Annotated in this window: 10 protein-coding genes; 7 read left to right on the top strand and 3 right to left on the bottom strand. The window is 62.0% G+C overall.

Annotated elements, in window-relative coordinates:
- Nucleotides 1-104 precede the first annotated feature (104 nt).
- The 4 genes from ACPQ6D_RS04090 (at nucleotide 105) to ACPQ6D_RS04075 (ending at nucleotide 11,113) form a co-directional block, all read left to right on the top strand.
- Nucleotides 105-8,123, top strand: coding sequence for a CARDB domain-containing protein (locus ACPQ6D_RS04090; protein ID WP_423223021.1), 8,019 nt, complete (start codon nucleotides 105-107; stop codon nucleotides 8,121-8,123).
- Between the two features lie 769 nt (nucleotides 8,124-8,892).
- Entirely contained in the window at nucleotides 8,893-10,101 is a 1,209-nt protein-coding gene (locus tag ACPQ6D_RS04085) for an ATP-grasp domain-containing protein (RefSeq protein WP_423223020.1), read from the top strand.
- A gap of 7 nt (nucleotides 10,102-10,108) precedes the next feature.
- The gene (locus ACPQ6D_RS04080) at nucleotides 10,109-10,351 is read left to right on the top strand and encodes a hypothetical protein (RefSeq protein WP_423223019.1); all 243 of its coding nucleotides are present in this window, start codon (nucleotides 10,109-10,111) and stop codon (nucleotides 10,349-10,351) included.
- Nucleotides 10,352-11,113: a bifunctional UDP-sugar hydrolase/5'-nucleotidase gene (locus ACPQ6D_RS04075; protein WP_423223018.1), complete on the top strand. Its 762-nt coding sequence runs from the start codon at nucleotides 10,352-10,354 to the stop codon at nucleotides 11,111-11,113.
- A gap of 13 nt (nucleotides 11,114-11,126) precedes the next feature.
- Here ACPQ6D_RS04075 and ACPQ6D_RS04070 read toward each other — a convergent pair whose 3' ends face one another.
- Nucleotides 11,127-12,329: an MFS transporter gene (locus ACPQ6D_RS04070; protein ID WP_423223017.1), complete on the bottom strand. Its 1,203-nt coding sequence runs from the start codon at nucleotides 12,327-12,329 to the stop codon at nucleotides 11,127-11,129.
- 533 nt (nucleotides 12,330-12,862) lie between these two features.
- Between ACPQ6D_RS04070 and ACPQ6D_RS04065 the strand changes: the two genes are divergently transcribed.
- The gene (locus ACPQ6D_RS04065; RefSeq protein ID WP_423223016.1) at nucleotides 12,863-13,528 is read left to right on the top strand and encodes a DedA family protein; all 666 of its coding nucleotides are present in this window, start codon (nucleotides 12,863-12,865) and stop codon (nucleotides 13,526-13,528) included.
- A gap of 32 nt (nucleotides 13,529-13,560) precedes the next feature.
- Here the strand turns inward: ACPQ6D_RS04065 and ACPQ6D_RS04060 are convergent, their stop codons facing one another.
- Together ACPQ6D_RS04060 and ACPQ6D_RS04055 are read right to left on the bottom strand one after the other, a co-directional pair.
- The gene (locus ACPQ6D_RS04060; protein ID WP_423223015.1) at nucleotides 13,561-14,241 is read right to left on the bottom strand and encodes a hypothetical protein; all 681 of its coding nucleotides are present in this window, start codon (nucleotides 14,239-14,241) and stop codon (nucleotides 13,561-13,563) included.
- Between the two features lie 33 nt (nucleotides 14,242-14,274).
- Entirely contained in the window at nucleotides 14,275-15,489 is a 1,215-nt protein-coding gene (locus tag ACPQ6D_RS04055; RefSeq protein ID WP_423223014.1) for a PrsW family glutamic-type intramembrane protease, read from the bottom strand.
- A gap of 584 nt (nucleotides 15,490-16,073) precedes the next feature.
- Between ACPQ6D_RS04055 and ACPQ6D_RS04050 the strand changes: the two genes are divergently transcribed.
- Together ACPQ6D_RS04050 and ACPQ6D_RS04045 are read left to right on the top strand one after the other, a co-directional pair.
- Nucleotides 16,074-16,928 carry an ABC transporter permease gene (locus ACPQ6D_RS04050; protein WP_423223013.1) on the top strand — a complete coding sequence of 285 codons (855 nt, stop codon included), beginning with the start codon at nucleotides 16,074-16,076 and terminating at the stop codon, nucleotides 16,926-16,928.
- 57 nt (nucleotides 16,929-16,985) lie between these two features.
- Entirely contained in the window at nucleotides 16,986-18,062 is a 1,077-nt protein-coding gene (locus ACPQ6D_RS04045; protein WP_423223012.1) for an ABC transporter substrate-binding protein, read from the top strand.
- Nucleotides 18,063-18,074: the final 12 nt, after the last annotated feature.

Genomic DNA, 18,074 nt, shown 5'->3' with positions numbered 1-18,074 from the left:
TAAGTTGCGGCAACGATTGCCAAGCCCAGCTGCGTGGACCAAGCTCCCAGCATGAGATGCACCCGCGTGTTAAGCTCACCTTGCCCGTTTGAGGAGGTTTTCCCATGTCATCGCATCATCCAATGTTTCGACTCTTGACCGTCGTCGTTCTAATTGTCCTCGTGCTCAGCCCGGTGCCAACCCCGCTGACTCGAATCGCCGCCGCGGCCACGGAGGCCGGCAGCGGTCTCTACCGCACAACCGTCGCCCTTGCAAACCCCACGGCCCGCGCGCGCCTCGACAGCCTGGGCGTCGTCGTGCTCACCGCAACTGACGCGTCCGCCCAGGTGCTGGCCGATGCGCTCCAACTAAAGAATCTAGCCCGCCAGCGCTTCGCCCCGCGCGACACCGACGACGTAGCCGAACTGGTGGGCGCTCAGACTGCCGACAAGGGTTGGCTGGCCGCGAGCGTGCAGCCGCTGCTGACCCAGGCCAGCGCCTTACGCGAGACATTCCTGGCCCAGGCCATTGGTCAGGAGGCCGCCAGCCCGGACGCCGCCCTGATCAGCCTGCGCACGGCCATGCAGGCCCTGACCGCTGAGCAGCGCGCGGGTCTGGCCTCCCTGACTTCGCTCGACGACGACGGTGACGGGTTGACCAACACCGAGGAAACCTGGTGGTGCACCGATCCGCTCAATGCCAACAGCGACGGCGATGCGCAGGTCTACAGCGATGGCACGGAAGTGGACGCCTTGCTCGACTTCACGCTGTCCCGCACCGTGCGCTGGGGCTACGGCCCACCGTCCGGCCCGCCCAACGCCTGGCCCAACTTCAACGATCGCACCGGTACACACGTCAACATCTGTAACGACGGCGATTACGACACCATCCCAGACTTTGCCGAGGTCTTCATGGTTGGCTCGCGTGTGCCCAACGAGACCACCGACGGCGACAAGTTCGACGATGGGCAGGAGTTGTTCGGCGTGACTTACTGCCCGGGTGCGCCGACCAACTGCGGTTACGGCAGCTACCCGGCTATCGAATACTGGAACTACATCAAAGCGACAATGCCCAATTGGGTGCGCCCACCCGGCGACAACCTCTTCGTGGCTGCTTTTCCGGTGCCAGAGGTGTCGGTCGTGCCCGGCTCGTGGACGGTCAACCGGGTGACGACGATCACCACGACACAGGGGCAGATGACGCAGCAGACGAATAGCTATGAAACGAGCGTCATGCGGGGTCAAAGCACAAGTATCGCCGATACGCGTACCTGGAATAATTGGGAGGAAGTGTCGCAATCTCTCGAAACACCGGTGGGCGATGGTGCGGGCAACTATTCAGCAGCCAGAGCCCCGGAGGACTTCTGGCAGCGCGCCTGGGGAGGCACGAGAGTAGTACTTGGAGTCGGTGGTGGTGTGGCTGCTGGTGCTGTGGCGGCTGCGGGTGCCGCTTTGTGTCTAGAAACAGCCGGTGGTGGTTGTCTTGTGGCCGGAGCCGCAGGGGTGGCTGTCGCTGGTTCATTGGCAGTGGCCGGACAAGGATGGCAAGATCTGTGGGCACCCAACCAAGTACAAGAACAACAGCAAACCAACCACTACTCATATACAAACGTCAACCAGAACAATATCCATACAACCACGAACGTGGTCGTGCCTGTGATACTGAACCAGAACTTCGACACACAGGGAATTGTGTCATCGCTTGATGGTGTACAGTATGCCATCAACCAGCAGGGTGAGCTGCTTTCCCGTGGATTACAGGACATCAGCTACCAATTATCGCGCCCGCGTTTCACCGAGACGCATACGAATGGCCGCTCCTGGGGCGGCGCCCAGACGATCACCAACGAAGTCTACGAGGAACACACCATCACCCAGGGCCAGGCCTTCACCACCGGCGAAAACTGGAGCACCGCTTGGGCGATTGACTCCAGCCACGCAGCGGACCTGACCTTCACCTACACGATCAAGAACACCGGCACGGAGTATGCACGCGAGCTGACCGGCGTCATCTTCAACATCTACCTGGGCGACGACACGACGCCGATCATCTCCTACCCGGCCTGGCAGCAGTTCCCCAACGGCAAGCTCGAAAACCTCTTCCCCGCCGATGCGCCGCACCAATTCGCCTCCAACAACGTGCCGCTGACCCTGGAGCAGATGAAGCGCATTGACCTCGGCGAGCCGCTGCGTGTCGTCCTCGAGGACTTCAGTTACGGCGCGGACGAGCTTTTCTACCAGGACGCGGTCACCGGCGGCCTGACCGTCTTCGTCGAGGACGGTGTGGATGACAACGACGAGACGGTGGACAGCTACGTCATCCCCACCTGGGGCGTGGAGAGCGTGCAGGACGTGCTGACGCGTTACTTCCCGGCCAGCTACGACGTGGATGGCAACCTGAGTTCGCTGCGGACCCCGGAGTTCAACGGCATCAACCCGCCCACCTGGCACGAGCATTTCCTCTCCGACATCGCCTGGTGGAACATCTACCTGACGCAGGCCGACGCCGGCAACACGCCGCTCAAAGACCTGTCAGCCGAGGCCGGCGGCGCCATCCTCTTCCGCTTCAACCGTGACAGTGATCGCGACGGCTACCAGGATCGCGTCGAGCTGCGTTACGGCACCGACAAGGACGACCCGGCCGACCATCCACAGCCGGAGATCCTGGCCGGCTATGTGAAAGAACAGACCGGCAACGTCGTGACGGTCAAGCTGGTGCTGGAAAACAGCGGCACCTTCGACGCCTACGGCATTGATGCCGTGATGTACTCGCCCGACGACACCACGACCATCGGCAACAACACCATCGGCGGCAACGGCAAGGTGCGCCCCGGCCAACACGTCGCCGTCGGCAGCCTGGTCAAGCCGCCCGGCCTGGCGCACTGGGGCAGCAGCACGGCGAAGCCCTACAGCGCTGGCAATTACAGCGGCACCGCTGACCGCACCTACACCTTCAGCGCATCTACGCCGGGCGTGGTCGGCACGGGCAGCACCGCACTCAACTGGAATGACGGCGCCGGCCACACCGGCGGCCTGCCCGTTGGCGCTAGCTACCACAGCCCACTGCCGCTGAGCGTCTCCGATGGATTGGAGGTCGGTCTCACGACCGGCACGATCGCGGCCGGCGCCAGCTTCACCGTCACGGCGCTCACGCCGCGCGACACCTTCACTTACACCGTGAACAGCGCCAATCCGACGCCGCCCGTGATCGTCGTCAGCTATAGCGACCCGCAGGGCAGCCACCGCTTCATCACGCCGGTGGAGCTGCCCAGCTTGGACACCGACCTGGCGCCGTACACCGGGCAGATGCTGCAGCCGTTGGGGTTGGAGATCGCAACTACCGGGCCGGTGGACGCCAATGGCAGCAACACCACGAACCTGGTCGTCAACAGCCCGCATCCGACGACGATTGAGGGCGGCCATCTCTACGTGGACTTCGTCGCCGATGGGACGCCGGTGCTGCACCAGGAGCACACGCTGCCGACCATCCCGCCAGGTCCGACCGTCTTCCCTGTGATCTGGGCGACCGCGGCTTTCACGCAGACCTATGATCCGGCCGCGGACAACATCCTGTTGGCGCACTGGACCGACAGCGAGGGCAACATCATTGATTCGGCCGCGCGGCCGTTGAACTCCTTCGCCGCCGACCCTACGCCCAACTTCGCCATGGGCGCTGCCGACGAGACCTGGGACGTTGGCATGGCCGCCCAGGGCACAGCGCTCAAGCGCAGTTTCACCCTGGCGAACACAGGTGCGCTCGACCTGCTCACCTACATCAGCGCTCCCGCAGGATTGTCCGTCTCGCAGACGGGCAGCCGCCGCATTGCCCCCAGTGACATGACCAGCTACGAGATTGCATTGAACACCGCCGACCTGTCCGTCGGCCCGTATGACGGCAACATCACGATCCGCACCAGCGACCCGGCCAGCCCGACGCGCACGGTACACGTGTTCGGCACGGTCACAGCCGCACCCGCCGACACCCCGGTGGGCGCCATGCAGCGCCCGCTAGACTGGCCGGCAACCGTTTCTGGCACCCAGGGTCAATGGGTGGAGTTTGCGCACACGCTCGGACCGGAGCCGCAGACGCTACATCCGGTGAAGGTGTACAGCCAGGATTACTTGTCGCTAAAAGGTGTCGGCAAGTATGCAACAGCATTTAGCAGTGGCACAGCCTCTTACGAAATGTTTGGTGATGGACGCGACGGTGATCTCGTGGTGTTACCAGGGCAGACGATTACCCCCAATACAGCACGTGCTGCTATTAGTGCTTCAGGAACTTCAGCCACTACCTCCAATTCTTCAGGTTTCAGTGCAGGCGATGTGGTGCTCATTCATCAAACTCAAGGAACAGATAACGTAGGCCGCTGGGAGTTCAATACGATCGCAGCAATCAACTCAGCTAACAGTTGGACCATGGCGCGTCCACTAATGTACCAATACATGTCGCATCCACTTAGTCAAACATGTGGTGGCGGATATTGGGGAGAGTATTACAATAATCGTACGCTAAGTGGGTCTCCTGTTTTTAGCAGATGCGACTCTATATTGGACTTTAACTGGGTTACCGGGTCGCCTGGAGCAGGCATCCCAACCGATTCGTTCTCTGTAAGATGGACGGGTCAAATCTACTCATTTTCTGGAACCGACTATCTGATATCTACTTGTTCCGATGATGGCTACAGGCTCTACATTGATGGCCAGTTATCGATTAACCGCTGGCAAGATCAAGATACCTGTTATTCTGATACTCGCTACGTATCCGCAGGACTCCACAGTTTTGTTATCGAGTATTACGAGAATGGAGGCAACGCAAGATTCTCTATTCAGATTGGAGCTTCCGTGAAGGCACAGGTTATCAAGGTTCCACAATTTCATAATGTCACAGTACAAGGTGGTGGCAACCTTGTGGCTCCCTCATGGGATAGCAATACAGGCGGAATTCTGGCGATGATGTGCAATGAAACGATGAACGTAGCCGGAAGTGTTAATGCCTCTGGTTACGGTTTTAGAGGTGCTTCTCGCCCTGATAATTATGCGCGCGCCACGGGGAAGAAAGGTGAATCATACGCCGGTACCTTCAACGCACGTGCAACCTCTACTACAGCAAATTTCTCTGGCGGTGGCGGAGCCTACAACAACAATGCAGACGCTGGCTCGGGTGGGGGTGGCGGAGGGTATGCAACTGTAGGTGGCAATGGCGTGTTGGGTCATGCCACAAACGGATCAGGCCCTGGGGAAGGTGGTGCGATTGTTGGAGATCAAAACCTCAACACTGCAGCTTTCTTTGGAGGCGGCGGAGGATCTGGAAGCAATTCCTATACGGCGGGTAATGGGGTCGATTTTGGTGGAGCGGGAGGCGCTGGAGGTGGGTTGGTTTTGCTCAGTAGCAAAACATTTGTCATTTCAGGTTCATTGGCAGCTAATGGATCAAACGGCACGGACGCCGTTGGCCATGCGATGGGAGGAGGGGGAGGCGGGGCAGGTGGCGCAATACTGCTTCGAACGCAGACTGCGAACTTGGGATCATCTCTCGTTAAAGCCTTGGGAGGGATAGGAGGGTTAGGAGGAGCATACTCGATTCTCGGCGGTTCCGGAGGTCTCGGTCGCATTCGAGTTGATCATTGCGAAACGATTTTTGGTTCGACTAACCCACCAGCCAGCACCCAGCAGATCAATTGCTATATCGCCGAACAGATCGAATCGGCGCCGTATACCACGACTCGCCTCAATCTGCCCGAATCTGGCAGCCACACCTACCAGGTACAGTACGGTCGCAAGCTCAACTGGAGTGGCGTAGCCAACCAGGTGACGACCCTGCGCGTGCCGGCCGGCATCTTTACGCCGGTGACGCTGCAAGCCCTGGTCAGCGATCTGCCCAGCAACGCCTGGTTCGCCCTCGATGTGGGAAACACCGGCAGCGATTCCTGGAACGGCACGGTGGGCAACGGCGGCGAATACACCAGCCCCAACCTGGCGGCGTATTTCAACGCCTATTGGGCCAGTCACGGCGCGCCCACTACGGGCTACCTGGATGTTCCTGTACGTGTTTACCTCGATCGGGCCGGCCAGGTGCTCCTGACCAACCTGCAAGTGACGCCCACCGGCAGCAAGCCACGCGCCATGCGTCTGCCCGTGCGGCCGCAAGGGTATACCAACGTCACGGCCAGCTTCACTGTCAGCGACGGCTCTGGCCCGCTGGCGGTGGGTGTGGACGTGGGCGACAACGGCTCGGTGGACTGGACCTACACCGGCTCGCCAGGCTATCCCGCTAACCTGACGACCGGCAACCTGGCGACGGCGGTCAACGCCTACCTCTCCGGCCACAGCGGCGAGGTGGATGTGCCGATTCGCTTCACCCTGGCGCCGTTCGCCACCCTGAACCTGACCGGCTTCAGTGCCACGCCGGTCGGCCAACCCGATGCGCAGATCGGCGCGGGCGATGTCGCCTTCAGCGCGACGACGCCAATGGAAACCGACCCGGTGACGATTTCCACGACGCTGCACAATCCGGGCACGCTCGACAGCGGCGGCCTGACCGCAGCATTTTTTGCGACCCTGCCCAATGGACAGCCACCAGGGCTATCCCTTCAGGTCGGCGCCGCCTACGTGCCCAACATTGCCGCTGGCGGCACGGCGAGCGCATCTATCCCCTGGGACACGACCAGTTTCACTGGCACCGTGCCCGTGCGCGTCGTCATCGATCCGTACAACCGCGTCGCCGAAAGCAACGAATCCAACAACGAGGCCATCGCCAGCCTCACCATCCTTACCCGGTCCGACCTGCAGACGACGCAGATAGCGTTGTCCAACCCTGAGCCGGTAACCGACGAGCCGGTCAACGTAACGCTGAGCGTGCATAACGCCGGCCAAACCGCCGCCGGCACTCAGATGGTTGCTCTGTATGATGGCAACCCGGATGCGGGTGGGCCCTTGATCCAGGCGCAAAGCCTGGCGTCCCTGGCCGGCGGCACGACCGCCGACATGATCTTCCCCTGGACACCTACCACCGCGGGCCTACACCGGCTCTTCGCACGCCTCGACCGCGACGGCCAGGTCAACGAATCCGACGAGACCAACAACGACACCTGGCTCGATGACTACGTCGGCGTGCGCGGGCCGCTGCTGCTCGACAGCGGTAGCATCACCGCGGACCCACCCTACTCGACGACGTTGGGCTTTGGCTATCTCAACGGTGAGGCCTCAACCTTCTGCGGCACCCGCCCCGATCAATCACAGCGCACGGCGCCGGAAGGCGAGGTGCGCTACCGCTTCGACCACCTCCTGCCCGGGCACTTCTACCACCTCGACCTCACGCTCTTCGAGTGCGACGGCGCTGGGCGCGTGGAAGTGATCCGCGTGGACGACAATCAGATCGGCAGCGCGCTCGACCTGACCGACGGCGCGGTGCATCGCGTCTCCATCCTGCTCGACCCCGCGTTCTATGCTAATCACACCATCACCGTCGGGATTTCGGAAACCATCGGCTATGACGCAATCGTCGCACGGGTCAACCTGTACGACGTGGATTACCGCTTCAGCGACGCCGGCCGCTCGAACAGCCCGACCGATCCCAACGACCCGGCCTACCCCTATGCGCCGCCGGGCCGGCCGACACGTCTCTATGGCTATCTCGACGGCTTGGACAGCCGACCGTGGGGCACGCTGCCCTACCAAACTCGGCGCATTGACCTGGCCGACTCGAATCCGCTCGACGATCCGGATAACGAGCTGCGCTACCAGTACGACGGTCTCGACGCCGCCAAGCGTTACCGGCTCAACCTGACGTTCTTCCAAAACGCGGGCGGCGCTGCGATCCAGACCGTGTACGCCGACACGTTCGACACGGGCGTGACGGTGACACTCAGCGGACAGCAGCGCGCCGATCGCACCGCCGAGATCCCGGCCGGCGCCTACACCGGCGACGGCTCGGCCTTGATTCGCATCGTCCGCACGAATGCCGCAGCCAACGCCTTCGTCAACGTACTGGCGCTGGAAGAGATCACGTCGCTGTGCGATGCGCCCGACCTGAGCTGCGATGGCCGCGTGACCGTGGTGGACATCACCCTGGCGGCCCAGGCCTGGAATCGCAACGAGATGACGATCGCCGACATCATGCACGTGGCGGCCGCGTGGGCGCCGTGAGAGCCTGACGCGGCAGGCCGCCGCCAAGAGAATCAAGAGAGCGCATCACGTGATGCGCTCTCTTGATTCTCGAACCCTGGCATGACCTGCAGGCGCAACGCCCGGTCATCAAATCGGTTTGCGACGACCTGCCTTCTGGGGTACAATTCAGGTGCATGCAGCAGCGGGGTACCGTGAACGGAACAACCGCAAAATACGTTCGCCTGACCGTAAGCGTGCGACTTGAGTTGAAGCAACGTGTCCCGTTAATCTGTACTCGACGTCGCCTGTGCATGGACGAGTATCTGACGGAGGCGTTGGAAGAGCGCCTGGCGAACGATCTGACCCTGTCCGATGACGACGGCAGTTGGTTGACTTTGATCGGGCGCTGCCAAAGGCTGTGCTGCCCAAGTTGCGTCAAGGCCCGCAGCAGAGCGGCGCGCTGCGTTGGGAAGACGTCAAGGGTGACTGGAATGCCCCACATGCCGGGTGAGCCGCCTGCGTACGATGGTATCACAGTTTTGGGGAAAGCATGCGCCAACCCCAGGTTTTGACGGCGATGTGCGCTAAATTTGGAATTGTCGCGCGGCGGCGGCGTATGGTACAATAGCGAGCACACGTTGGGGCCTGAACGGTTTTCGTCGGCGACGAACCCTCCGCCAATCTGCGTCACCTGTGGCAAAGCCTGCCAGGCCATGGCGCCTGACGCCGTCAGCCACGTCTGCGAACCGTTCCAACCACCCGACGTCGTCCGATAGCATCCTGCCATCAACGGAAGAGAAGAATAACCATGACCGAGCTACGTCCGCTGACTGTACTGTGCCTGGCGAGCTACTTCAAAGGGGCCGCCTTCATGCACACCTGCAAGCGCCTCGGCGCGCAGGTCGTGCTCATCACGCGCGAAAAACTGGCTGAGGCCGACTGGCCGCGCGAGAGTATAGACGAAGTTTTCTACATGCCAGAGTTAGCCAAACAGCCAGACCTCACGCATGCCGTGAGCTATTTGGCCCGCAGCCGTCGTTTCGATGTCATCGTGGCCCTAGACGACTATGACGTCGAATGGGCTGCCTCCCTCCGCGAGCACCTCCGCATTTCCGGCATGGGCGATACGACCGCGCGCTACTTCCGTGACAAACTGGCGATGCGCATGCAGGCGCGTGAACGCGGCGTTCCTGTGCCCGATTTTGTCCATGTCCTCAACTATGACGAGGTGCGTGAGTTCATGGCGCGCGTGCCGCCGCCGTGGGTCTTCAAGCCGCGCTCCGAGGCCGGCTCCATCGGCATTCGCAAGATCAACTCGCAGGACGAGTTCTGGCCCTCGCTCGACATTCTGGGCGACCGCCAATCGTACTACGTGCTGGAAAAGTTCCTTCCCGGCGACGTTTTCCACGTGGATTCCATCGTCTCGGAGCGCGAAGTGGTCTTCTCCATGGCTCACCGCTATGGCCAGGCGCCCATGAAAGTGCTGCACGAAGGCGGTATCTTCTCCACCCAAACCTTACGCCCTGATGCGCCTGACTACGCCCCCTTGCAGGAGCAAAACCGCCGCATCATCGCCGCCATGAACATGGTGCGCGGCGTGACCCATGCCGAATTCATCAAGGCCGACGCCGACGGTCAGTTTTACTTCTTGGAAATGGCGGCGCGCGTGGGCGGCGCCAACATTGACCGCGTGATCGAAGGCGCGTCAGGGGTCAACATGTGGGCTGAATGGGCCAAGATCGAGCTGGCCTATGCTGGCGGGGAGCATTACCAACCGCCGGTGGTCCGCCCTGGATTTGCCGGCCTGCTCATCTGCCTGGCGCGCGATGAATGGCCCGATACATCGAGCTACAACGACCCCGAAGTCACCTGGCGCCTGCACAAGAAAAATCATGTGGGACTGCTGGTGGCCGCGGATGACCCAGACCGCGTGCAGACCCTGCTCACGGACTATGCAGGACGCATGGAACGAGATTTTCTGGCGACCCTGCCGGCGCCTGATCGCCCACAAGATTGAGGCGCGCATGAAACAGTCCAACTTTTTTGCGCACGCAGCGCATCGCCGGCGGCGCCCCGCCCTGGCGATGGCGCTGCTGCTCCTGGCCGTGTTGACAGCCTGCCAGGCGACACCCATGGCAACCCCTGCGCCAGGCGCTGTGCAGCCCGCGCCGCAGCCGCGCCCGCCAGAGACGCCTCCGCGCCAACCGCTGCACCTGGTTCTGCTGCACACCAACGACACCTGGGGCTATCTATGGCCCTGCGGCTGAATGCCAGCCGTGGGCGGTGTGGCCCGGCGGGCCACCAAAATCAACGAAGCGCGTGCCGCGAACCAATTCGTATTGTTGCTCGACGCCGGCGACAGCCTGACGGGCGACCAGCTGCCGGCCAAGTCCACGCAAGGCCGCACCAGCGTGGAGATCATGAATCGCCTGGGCTATGACGCCCTGGCCCTCGGCCCGCAAGACCTCTCGTTGGGGCTGGAGGCGCTGCGCCAACGCACGGATGAAGCCCGCTTTGCCCTGCTCTCCGCCAATGCCACGGCGATCGAGACGGGCGCTCGCATCGCACAGCCGTTTGTCGTGCGCACCATCGGAACGCACCAGGTGGCGATCATTGGGCTGAGCGGCGCAGCCGCAGCCGCCGGCATCACCGTCACCGATCCGCAGGAGGCCGCGGCCGCGGCTGTCGCTGAGGTATCCGGTCAGGCTGACATCATCATCCTGCTGTCGCACGCCGGTCTCGCTGTAGATCAAGCGATTGCCGCCGCTGTCCCTGGCATTGACGTGATCGTCAGCGGCGGGCCTGGCGGTCGGCCTGAGCCGGCCCGCGACCCCACCACCGGCGCGTTGATTGTCCACGCAGACGAAGCGCAGCCGGGCCATGCCGGCCGTGTGCTTGGCATGCAAACGCTTGACTTCGACGCCAGCGGCCAGCTGCAGAACGCGCAAATCGAATACATTCAGCTCGGCCCCGAGATTGCGGACGATGCGGAGGTGGCGGCGTGGCTGCTCGGAGCGATGAACAAGTAGGGGAGACTGGTCGCTAATCTCTGGTCTCTGACCTCTGATCCCCAACCTCCGATCCCCTTTGTCCCGACGGCAATCCCACCAGCAGCGCGACCGGTCCGAGAAGCAGCAGCCACATCGTAGGCCCCAACCCGGCGCGTTGCGCCACCAGCCCCAGCGCCAATGGGATCAACGCGCCGAACAGGCCAGAGACATTCTTGAGCGCCAGCACGGCGCCGCTCTGCTCAGGCAGCGTGGAATAGAGGCGGCCTTGCAGGATCGAGTACCAGCCGGCGTTGAAAAACCCAAGCAGACCGATCAAGGCCAAGCGGACGCCATAGCCAGGCGCCAGCAAGAAGGCGCTGAAGAGCAACAGTTCCAACAGCGCGCTCAGGCGTAGGTAGCGCAGGCCAGATACTCGCTCCAAAAGCGGAATGAGCAAGAAATCGCCCAACAATCCCACACCGGTCCACACCGTGACTGCCAGGCCGGCCTGCGCAGGCGTGGCGCCTGTCACATCCACGAAGTAGAGCGCCAAAAAGCCCAACAAGATGTCGAGCATCAGGTCGGAGAATTCGAGCAGCAAGAGCCAGCGCACCACCTTCGCTCGGCGCAGCAAGGCGAGTGCGGCAGGCAGTCCCTGGCGCAATCCCGCGAGGGGTGAGGCAACAACAGCGCCCGGCTTATCCAGCGGCTGGCGCCAGGCTACGGCCACGAGCAGCGCCGCCAGCGCGGCAAACGCTAGAAACAGACCGCGCCAGCCCCATCCCAGCCACGCCAGCGCGCCGATGGCGAGGGATCCAGCCAGCACGCCCACCGAGCCGGCAAACGTCCAACGCGCCATGTTCTGTTCATGACGATGCGGGGCCAGGTCCATCAACGTGGCCTGCGCCAGGCTCACAAAGGCGCCGGAAGCCGGCCCAAACACCATGAAGGCCACCAGCAGCGTTGTGAACCCCTGGCTGAACCCGGTCAGCAGCAGCGCGCCGACAAAGCAAAGGCCGCCGCCCAGAATCAGCGCGCGCCGTCGCCAGACATCAGCCAGGATTCCCAGAATCGGCTCGACGACGTTGCTGAAGAGGAGGGGAACGCCAAGTAAGACGCCAATCTGTGCGTAGGTCAGGCCCAGGTCGCGGCTGATCAGCGGCCAGGCCGCCTCACGTGCGCCAAAGACCAGCTCATCCAGGAACTCGATGAGCAGCAGTACCCAGATCGTGCGCGTGGCGCGGCTTTTCAGCAAGTGAGCATCCATCTATTCCGAAATTTTCTGCCTTGTTGTAAGTCATGCCTATGGCGTGACGACTTCGACGCAAAGTCGCCACGGTGCAAGGGCGCCAGGTGAAAAGGATTGTAGCAATTCCCAATGTAGAGCATAGTCAACCACAAGGAGCACAAAGAACGCAAAAAAACGGCAGATTAAACGCAAAACAGCAGTTTTTTGTGTTCTTTGTGATCTCTGCGGCGAAAAACTCGGCCAAATTTGGAACTACTGCAAGGATCGTCTCGTCGTAGACGACGCTCTTGGCCACAGCGCTCGCCTCGCTCACCCAACATCGTCTGGCCGGGTGGCCGGATCCACATCGCCCACGCGGTTCTGCCAGGAGACCGAACGGCGCTGCCGGCCTAAAACCAAAAGGGTTAAAACTTTGACGCGCGTCCCGATTACGGTTATACTCTCGCCGCGTTGCCCGACATCACAGGCAGGGCAAGGCGGAGACAAGCGACCGTATCCGGGTCGTCTTCTCCGTTGCAGATTATCATGGAGGTACTGTTTTGGAAGCCTGGATCGCCGAGCACCTGGTGCCGTTGTTTCAGAATCTGTTCAATTCCATCGGATGGCCCGGCGTGGTCATCATCATGGCGCTGGAAAGCGCCAATATCCCCATTCCGAGCGAAATCACGATGCCGCTCGCGGGCTGGCTGTTGACGCCGCGAGCCGTGTTCCCGTGGTGGGAAGCCGCACTGATCACAGGATTCCTGGGCGCCTTGGGGTGCACGATCGGTTCAATCGCCTCGTATGCCCTGGGCTATTGGGGTGGACGCCCGCTGGTGGTGCGCTATGGCCGTTTCATCTTGGTGACAGAAGAAGATGTGGATCGCTTCGACCACTGGTTCCAGCGTTGGGGCGACTATGTCTCTTTCGTCTCCCGCATCCTGCCCATCGTGCGCACCTTCATCTCTTTCCCAGCTGGGGTGTTCAAGATCCATTTCGTCAAGTTCACCGTGTTGACCTTTATCGGTTCCTTCATCTGGTGTGCCGCGCTTGGGCTGGTGGGCTGGGCGCTCGGCGATCAGTGGGAGCAGATACTCGGCATCATGGGGCCGGCCAAATATCCCATCGTCGCCCTGATCTTGATCGGCCTTGTCTACTACGTTTGGCATCACCTCACCGGACCGGCGCGCAAACAAGCCGCCCGCCGCGCGTCAGCCAGCGAATAGTCTGTGCCCTGGCTGCGGTCGGGCTGGCCGCTTCACCCGGCAGCCACGGTGGCAATGCCGGCCAGCTGAATGCGCTGCTCGGTGAAAAGCACCACCCGCAGGTCCACGCGCAACAGCGCCCCATCCGCCACGCGGCCGCTCCATACCAGAGAGTCGGCCGCCTGGCGGTAGGGGAAATCGCCCGCCGGCAGGCCGCCAATGCGCGCACCCTGGTCTGTCTTGCCCTCATACGTGAGCGTCGTGCCAGGAATGCGGTCGCCACGGGCGATGTTATAGGTCACCGGCATGCGGTAGGCCACGACCGGCTTCTCTGGGAATGGGCCAGGCGCCGGGTTGGCGTTGCTGATGGTCAAATTGGCGGTGCCAGCCAACTGCACCTTGTCGGCCGTGTAAAACACGACGCGTAAGCCCAGGTCAGCCTGCAAATCGCGCCCGAGCGCGCCTTTCCAGCCGACGAAATCGCCGGCCTTCTTGGTCGCGCGCTGGTCATCAATCATCAGCTCGGCCCCTTCTGACGTTTCACGCACATAGCGCACGTTCGTGCCCGGCAGCGTCTGTCCAACGGCGATACTCTCCTCGGTCGGGCCAGAATAGTGCAGTGTGCCATCATCATTGTGCGCGCAGCCGGCGCCCAACATGGCCAGGCTTGCCAAGAGCAAACAGCGCACGATCCATGCCGTATGCTTGGCCGGCCGATCATGACCTGATTTCATGCGCACCTCCATCAATCAATCAGCCAATGGCGATCAGCGTTCCAGTGGAACATCCGGCGACAGCGGCGCCCAAACCTCGACCGGCGCCTGACCCAGACGGCGGCTGAAATAGACAAACAGGCCGCTGTTGATGATGAACAACCCACCCAGGGCAAACATGAGCAGGACGCCCCCAGCGCCCAGGAGCAGGTTTTGATTGAACGCTCCCTGTAACTGCATGGCAGAGGCCAGCGCGGCGACGGCGTTCCACAAGCCGTGAATCGCGACGGCCAGGGCGTAGTAGGTCGCCAGGCGCCAACGCCGCGCCCCGCTGAACCAGGCCTGCCATCCCAGCCCCATCAGCCCGGCGGCCAGGCAGTGAACAACTGCGGTGGCCGCGCGCATGGTTACCGGCGCACCCCAGGCCGGCAGCGCGCTGACCGTATTGAACATGGTTTCGGTCATTGCGAAGCCAGCGCCAGCGGCCACTCCCCACAAGAAAGCCTCGGCCGGTAGAAAATGCCGTCGCGAGGCGCCGAAAATCAGAACGCCGACGCTCTTGGAAAATTCCTCAATCAGCGGCGCTGCAACCGCAATCACGCCCCCAGCGCCAATCAGCACCAGCGGCGAATTCAGCAGCGATTGCAGGAACACCGGATCGCGCAAGATGTCTGGCTGGCTGAGCTGCGCCGCCAGGGTCTGCAGGCGCTCGGAGCCGCCTGGCGTCAGCGTAATGATCAACGCCGCGGCCACCAACAGCACCACAACCGCGACGACCTCAATCACCAACGCCAATCCGGTGGCAAAAACCGCGCCGCCCGCGACTTGCAGCATCAAATCGCGACGCTGCACAATCACCCCCGAGGGTCGAGCAAGCGTCGCGGCAAGCGTTAAGAAGAAAAGCGGCGGGGCAACGCTGGCCAGCACATGCAGCGGTGGAAAAATCCAGGGCGCCACGCGCGTGCCCAAGACTAATTCGCCCAGACCGAGAGCGAGCACGAAAAGGAGAGCAAACCACCAGGGGCCAGGCAGCCGCGCCACCACGGAACGGACGCCCGAATACCTGCGCCACCCGATCCAGGCCATGATCGCCCCAGCCAAGCCGCTGACCGCCAAAACGCTCACGGCTACGGTGTTGATCTGTAGTAGATCAAACTGAGCATCCGGCGACACCACCGGCAATCCCAGGTAGAAAAGGCCAGCTAACAGCCCAATGATGACAAACCCCAGACCGACTACAATCAGTGCTATGGGTACCAACCGCCGCATAAAAAGCCTCCACTCGCCATGAAGCTGACAGACGCCAACCTTCGGCAAGCTGGTATCGGTCAAAAAATCGTCGGAACTATGGTAGTTTAAGCCGGTATCCGTGTCAAGTTGCGAGCAGGCTGCCAACTTCGCAACTCCCAACTTCGCAGGCATTGACAGTTGCGCAGCGCTGTGTTACACTCATTTCAGCACCTGCGGGTGCTGCTAATTGAATCTACTGGACCTTCGGGGCAGAGTGAGGCCCGACCAGCCCGTTATCACAGCGGAGCCGGGTCAATTCTCGACCGGCGGTAGGAGCCAGGCGGCGAAGACGCTCAGCTCAAGCCCGCAACCCGCAGCGCGTGGTGGATCCGGTGACGGCGTCATGCCCAGTCCGGAGCCGACGGTATAGTCCGGATGGGAGAAGGTCGCGAGGAGGCTCGACGGCAAGGTCCGTGCGCGCCACGCGTCCCTGGAGGCAATCGCAAACAGGGACGTTTTCTTATCAGTCTCGACGCCTGCTGACGCGCTTCGCCGTCAATGGGCGTCAGGGTGATTGCTTCGCGGCATCCGGTCTCCGAAGGCGCCTGCTCTCGGAGACTTTCTTGTTGATCTTGCTGGCTATGCTGAACGATCGCACCACACGCTTGACCCGGGTTGCATCCCGCGTCACCTTACGCGCCTCTCGCCTAACCGTGCGGGCCTTCATGCGACTCCGCGCCGTGGTGACAGCGGTTGGCCTGCTGCTTTTCCTCCTCGGTTGGGACGCGCTGGTGAAATGGCAGAACTACGCGCCCTACGTCCTGCCCGGCCCAGGCCTGGTATGGCAGAAGCTCTGGATCGTGATCGGCGACGGCTCGCTGCTGCGGCACGTAACGATCACCTTGGGCGAAGTGCTGGCAGGACTCGGCCTCGGCGTCGGTGTGGCTGTCCTGCTCGGCTATGCGATTGCCAAATCAGAACTGCTCGATCAACTCCTATCGCCCTACCTGGTTGCCTTGCAGGCGGTGCCCATCGTGGCGGTGGCGCCGTTGCTCATCATTTGGGTCGGTTTTGGCGCGTGGAGCAAGATCCTCGTTTGCGCCCTGACTGTCTTCTTTCCCATGCTCATCAACACCGTGGTGGGCATCCGCGGCGTGGAGCCTGACCTGGTCGCGCTGATGCACTCGTTGCGCGCCAACCGCTGGCAGATGTTCTCCTTGCTGGAAGTTCCGTCCGCGCTGCCTGTTCTGTTGGCTGGCCTGAAGGTCAGCGTCACTCTGGCGGTCATCGGCGCCGTGGTCGGTGAATTCGTCGGCGCGGACCGGGGACTCGGGTTCCTGGTCAACCTGGGCCGCAATCTCCTCGACACGCCGCTGATGTTCGTGGCTCTCTTCACCCTCATCGCCCTGGCGTTGTGCCTGTATGGCCTTGTCAGCCTGATCGAACGCTGGCTCCTGCGCTGGAAAATCACGCCATGAAGTGCCTCGAAGAATCGTGCAAACAAAAATAAAGAGACGTACACAGAAAGGATCAAAATGATGATGAAACGAGCAAAAGCAGCAAACCTGTTGACCGTGATCGCCCTTTTTACGCTCCTGACGGCCTGCGTTCCCGCGACGCCCCAAGCGGCGCCGGTTGCGACTGCGCCGGCAACCCCGATCACGACCACAGCCGCCCCGGCGACGCCTTCAGCGCCCGCGGCGGCCAGCCAGACAATCGAGCTGGCGATGGGCTATATTCCCAGCGTTCAGTTCGCCCCGTTCTATGTTTCTGTAGAAAAGGGTTTCTACCGCGAAGAGGGGCTGGAGGTAAAATTCCGCTACGGCTTCGAGTCCGACCTGATCAAATTAGTCGGCGCAAACGAGCTGCAGTTCATGATTGGCAGCGGCGAGGAAGTGATCCTGGGGCGCGCCCAAGGTCTGCCGGTCGTCTACGCCATGAGTTGGTATCGCAAATTCCCCGTGGTGGTCTTTGCGCCCAAAGGCAGCGGGTTGGATACGCCAGCCAAGCTGGTGGGGCGTAAAGTAGGTATTCCTGGCCTCTACGGCGCCAGTTACGTGGGTTGGAAGGCGCTGGTCTACGCCACCAAGTTGGACGAGAGCCAGGTGCGGCTCGAAAGCATCGGCTTTGCGCAAGTGGCGGCTGTGCAGTCCAAGCAGGTGGATGCGGCGCTCGACTATTCGGTCAATGGTCCGGTGCAGATACGACTGGCCGGGCAAGAGGTGGATGAGATCTTCATCTCCGACTTCGTTGACCTGCCCTCCAATGGCATCATCACCAACGACAAGACGGTGGCCGAACAACCAGAACTGGTGCACAAGTTCGTGCGCGCCACGTTGCGCGGCCTGGAGTACGCTCTCGCCAACCCAGACGGCGCGTTTGCCCTCAGCCTCAAGCAGGTGCCAGAAGCCGGCGCGGATGAGACCGCGCGCAAGACCAATCGCGCCATCTTCGATGAAGTGCTCAAGCTGTGGCAGACCAATGACGCCCTTGGCGTATCGGACCCGGCGCGCTGGGAAACAGCCGCGCGCTTCATGCGCGCGATGGGCCTCATTACGGCTGAGGTCAAGCCGGAGACGCTGTACACGAACCAGTTTGTAAAACCGCAATAGGCCGCGCACATG

The organism is Candidatus Amarolinea aalborgensis, from assembly GCF_900491745.1.
Taxonomy (GTDB): domain Bacteria; phylum Chloroflexota; class Anaerolineae; order SSC4; family Amarolineaceae; genus Amarolinea; species Amarolinea aalborgensis.
The sequence above is the reverse complement of the archived record's forward strand: the minus strand, read 5'-3'. Positions and strand labels throughout refer to the sequence as shown.

Excerpts from the sequence above, each read along its gene's own strand:
- ACPQ6D_RS04075 (WP_423223018.1), top strand. The coding sequence starts at position 10,352 with ATGCCAGCCGTGGGCGGTGTGGCCCGGCGGGCCACCAAAATCAACGAA.
- ACPQ6D_RS04090 (WP_423223021.1), top strand. The coding sequence starts at position 105 with ATGTCATCGCATCATCCAATGTTTCGACTCTTGACCGTCGTCGTTCTA.
- ACPQ6D_RS04085 (WP_423223020.1), top strand. The coding sequence starts at position 8,893 with ATGACCGAGCTACGTCCGCTGACTGTACTGTGCCTGGCGAGCTACTTC.
- ACPQ6D_RS04060 (WP_423223015.1), bottom strand. The coding sequence starts at position 14,241 with ATGAAATCAGGTCATGATCGGCCGGCCAAGCATACGGCATGGATCGTG.
- ACPQ6D_RS04055 (WP_423223014.1), bottom strand. The coding sequence starts at position 15,489 with ATGCGGCGGTTGGTACCCATAGCACTGATTGTAGTCGGTCTGGGGTTT.
- ACPQ6D_RS04080 (WP_423223019.1), top strand. The coding sequence starts at position 10,109 with ATGAAACAGTCCAACTTTTTTGCGCACGCAGCGCATCGCCGGCGGCGC.
- ACPQ6D_RS04045 (WP_423223012.1), top strand. The coding sequence starts at position 16,986 with ATGATGATGAAACGAGCAAAAGCAGCAAACCTGTTGACCGTGATCGCC.